This window comes from Saccharothrix hoggarensis (assembly GCF_042678885.1).
Taxonomy (GTDB): Bacteria; Actinomycetota; Actinomycetes; order Mycobacteriales; family Pseudonocardiaceae; genus Actinosynnema; species Actinosynnema hoggarensis.
The window spans coordinates 1-4,615 of sequence record NZ_JBHTLK010000354.1 but is presented as its reverse complement, the minus strand read 5'-3'; the positions used below and the strand labels follow the sequence as shown (position 1 = coordinate 4,615).

General features: G+C 73.5%; 1 protein-coding gene. It reads right to left on the bottom strand.

The features are described from left to right. Nucleotides 1–4,615: condensation domain-containing protein (locus tag ACFQ3T_RS34490; protein ID WP_380729985.1), on the bottom strand; the 4,615-nt coding region annotated here is incomplete at both ends.

Genomic DNA, 4,615 nt, shown 5'->3' with positions numbered 1-4,615 from the left:
GGGCCGTAGAAGTTGTAGCTCGCCACGCCGGGCACCTCGCCCAGCCGACGCCACAACGACTCGCCGATCGGCTCACCACCCAGCATGAGCACCTTCGGCCGGTGCTCGCGCTCCAACAACCCTGCCACCAGCAACTGCTGCGCGTAGGAGGGGGTCAGGTCGAGGAAGTCGATCCGCTGTCGCACGACGTACTCGATGAACGCGGGCGGGTCCAGGCGCACGTCGTCCTCCAGGACGTGCAGCTCGTGGCCGTCGGCCATGAGCACGAAACCCTCCAACGACGTGTCGAACGAGAACACCGCCGACAGCCCGACGCGCAGCCGCCCGCCACCGGCGTCGGCGACGAAGTCCTCGCGGTGGTTGACCAGCAGGTTGACCAAGCTGCGGTGCTTCACCACCACACCCTTGGGCCTGCCGGTGGAACCCGACGTGTAGATCACGTACGCCGCGTTCTCCGGCCTCAGGGGCGACAGCCGATCCCCATCGGTCAGATCGGTGGCGTCGTCGGCGGTCGGCAGTGCCCCGTCGACCACCAGCACCGGGTCGGCGTCGCGCAGCACGAAGTCCACGCGGTCGGCGGGCAGGTCCGGGTCGATCGGCAGGTAGACACCACCGGCCTTCCACACCGCCAGCAGCGCCACCACGAACTCCACCGAGCGCGGCAGCGACAGCGCCACCGAGCGCTCCGGACCAACGCCCGCAGCGACGAACGCCCGCGCGACGCGGTTGGCGCGGGCATTCAACTCGGCGAAGCTCAACGACCGGTCCCCCACCACCAGCGCGGTCGCGTCCGGAGTCGCCCTAACCTGCGCCTCGAACACCTCCGGGAACGTCACCGCCGGCACCTCACCCGCCGTGTCGTTCCACTCCACCACCACCCGCCGACGCTCCTCCTCGTCCATCAGCGGCAACTCGGCCAACGGCCGGTCCGCGTCGGTCGCGATGGCGTCGACGAGCAGGTGCAGGCGGTCGGCGAGACCGCGGGCGGTGTCGGCGTCGAACAGGGCGGGGTCGTAGGCCAGGTCCAGGCGCAGCCGGTCGTCCAGGACGGCGCTGAGGGTGAGCGGGAAGTTCGTGGTGTCGCGGGCCCGGACCTCGGTCACCCGGATGCCGCCCACCTCGGCGACGTCGTTGAGCGGGTAGTTCTCGAACACCACGGCGCTGTCGAACAGGTTCGCGCCCGCCGGCACGTCGCTCCACGACCTCAGGTCGGCCAACGACACGAAGTCGAACCGCCGCGACTCGGTCTGGGCGGCCTGGAACTCCTTGAGCCACGCCAGGGTCACGGCGTCACCGCGCACGGTCGCCCTGGTGGGCACGGTGTTGATGAACAGGCCGACCATCGACTCCACACCCGGCAACTCCGCCGGACGACCCGACACCGTCGTCCCGAACACCACATCCGACTCACCGCTGAAACGCGACAACAACAACGCCCACGCACCCTGCACCACCGTGTTCACCGTCAACCCCGCCGCACGGGCGGCGCGGCGCAGTCGATCGGTCTGCTCGGCGGTGAGGACCACGGGCGCCGTGCCGGAGGACTCGGTGGCGTGGTCCCGGGCGGGCTGCCGGTCGCGGGGCAGCGGGGTGGCCGCGGCGAATCCCGCCAGCACGCCGCGCCAGTGCCGCTCGGCCTCCGACCGGTCCCGGCCGGCCAGCCAGCGCAGGTAGTCGCGGAACGGACGCCGGGACACCAGGCGCGGCGCGCGGCCGTCGGTGGCGGCGGCGTAGAGCTCGCAGACCTCGGCGAAGACCTGCGCGAGGCTCCAGCCGTCCAGCAGCACGTGGTGGAAGGTCCAGACGAGCAGCACCTCGTCGTCGGACAGCCGGGCAAGGGTGATCCGCATCAGCGGGGCCCGGCGCAGGTCGAGGTTCTCGTCGGACAGCCGGTCCAGCTCCCGCTGCAGGTCCTGCTCGGACAGGCCGCGCCAGTCGTAATGGGTGACGGGCAGCTCGACGCCGGTGCGGATCACCTGCACCGGCTCCGGCACGCCCTCCCACACCAGCGCGCCCCGCAGCACGGGGGTGCGGTCCACGACGCGCTGCCAGGCCGTGGCCAGGGCGCGGTCGTCGGCGACACCGGCCAGCCGCAGCCGGACCTGGTCGAAGTAGGCCGTCGAGGACGGGTCGACCAGGCTGTGGAACAGCATCCCCTCCTGGAGCGGGGTCAGCGGGTGCACGTCCTCCACGCCGCGCCCGTCGCCGACCAGGCGGTCGACCGCCGCCTGGTCCAGCCGCGCCAGCGGGAAGTCCGACGGCGTGCGACCACCGGCGTCCGGCCGCGCGCAGTGCTCCACGATCCCCCGCAACGCGGCCATCGTCGCCTCGGCCACCGCGGACACGGTGGACTCGTCGTGCACGCGCTCGGAGTACAGCCAGGTGAGCACCAGCTCCCCGTCCTCCACCACGCCCACGACGTCGAGCAGGTGGGCACGGGTGTTGCCGGGTGCGGTGTCGCGGCCGACCGGGGCGCAGCGGGCCCGGTACAGGCCGTCGTCGCCGCCCGCCACGTCCCACTGGCCGTGGTAGTTGAAGCTGATCCGGGGGTGAGGGTCCGCCCGCAGCGCCGCCGCCGGCGAGTCGGGCGCGGCGAGGTAGCGCAGCGCCCCGTAGCTCTGGCCGCGGCGCGGCAGCGCCCGCACCTGCTCCTTGACCGACTTGAGCACCGCGTCCCAACCGCCGTCGGGCACGTGCAGCGCGAGCGGGAACTGGCTGGTGAACCAGCCGACGGTGCGGGAGACGTCCAGGTCGTCGGGCACGTCCTCGCGGCCGTGGCCCTCCAGCCCGACCAGCACGCGGTCGTGGCCGGTCCAGTCGGCCAGCGCCCGGCCCAACGCGCTGAGCAGCACGTCGTTGACCTGGGTGCGGTAGACGCCGGGCACCTGGTGCAGCAGGGCGTCGGTGTCGGCGCGCCCGAGCCGCACGGTGAGCGCCCGCACGTCCTCGGCCGGGTCTCCGCCCTCGTGGTCCACGGGCAGGTCGGCCGGCGCGGACGCGGCGAAGCCCGTCCAGTGGTCGAGGTCGGCGTCCAGCTCGCCTACGGCCACCCGTTCGGCAAGGCGGCGCGCCCACGTGGCGAACGCGGTGCCCGCGGGGTCGAGCCGGACCTGCTCGCCGCGCAGCAGCTGGTGGTAGGCGGTGTCGAGGTCGCCGAGCAGGACGCGCCACGACACGCCGTCCACCACGAGGTGGTGCACGGCCATGAACAGGCGGGGGCGGCGGTCCCGGCCGAGCCGGAACAGCAGGGCGCGGACCAGGGAGCCCGAGCCCAGGTCGAGGCCCGACTGCGCGGCCAACGCGTCGGCCTCGACGGCCTCGCGCAGCGCGTCACCGTCCAGTCCGGACAGGTCGCGCACGGCCAGCACGCCGGTCGGCGGGGTGGGCGTGACCTCCTGCGCCCACCGGTCCCCGGCACGGGTGAAGCGGGTGCGCAGCGCCTCGTGGTGCGCCACGACGGCGTCCACGGCGGCGCCCAGGGCCCGCTCGTCGAGGTCTGGGGTCAGCTCGACGAACGTGGACATGGTGAAGTGGTGCGGGTTGCCCGGCGCGGTGTCGAAGAACCACTCCTGGATGGGCGTCAGCGGCGCGGGCCCGGTGACGGGCGCCTCGGGTGCGCGCGCCTCGTCGCCGGCGGTGCTCACGTCCGCGGCCAGCTCGGCGATGGTGGGGTGCAGGAAGATGTCCTTGGAGGCCAGCTTCAGGCCGGCCTGCCGGGCCCGTGCGACCACCTGGATGCTCAGGATCGAGTCGCCGCCCAGCTCGAAGAAGTTGTCCTCGACGCCCACCCGCTCGGCGCGCAGCACCTCGGCCCAGATGCGGGCCAGTTCGCGCTCCACGGGCGTGCCGGGCTCGACGTGGCGGGACTCGGTGCCGGCGGGCGCCTCGGGCGCGGGCAGGGCCTTGCGGTCGACCTTGCCGTTGGCGTTCAGCGGCAACCCGTCCAGGACCACGAACGCCGAGGGCACCATGTAGTCGGGCAGCTCGCTCTTGAGCCACGCCCGGAGGTCGGCGTCGGGCGGCGCGGCGCCGTCGGCCGCCACGAGGTAGGCGACCAACCGCTTGCGGCCGTCGTCGGCGCGGGCGACGGTGACTGCTTGGGCGACGCGGGGGTGGTCCATCAGCCGGCCGTCGATCTCGCCGGTCTCGATGCGGAAGCCGCGGATCTTGACCTGGTCGTCGGTGCGCCCGACGAACTCGACGGTGCCGTCGGACTTCCAGCGCACCACGTCGCCGGTGCGGTACATGCGGGAGCCTGGCGGGCCGAACGGGTCGGGCAGGAACCGCTGGGCGGTGAGGCCGGGCTGCCCGAGGTAGCCGCGAACCACACCGGCGCCCGCGAGGTGCAACTCGCCGGGCACGCCGAACGGGACGGGCCGCAGGTGTTCGTCCAGCACGTAGGCGGCCATGCCGTCGAGGGGACGGCCGATGGGCACCACGTCGGGCACGGCGCCGGTCGAGGTCATCGGGTGGGAGGTGGCGAAGGTCGTGGTCTCGGTGGGACCGTAGACGTCCACCACGGTCGTGCCGGGACACGCCTCCAGAACCCGCCGCACCGCCGCGGCGGGCACGACGTCGCCGCCGGTCCACACCTCGCGCAACCCCGCGAAGCACG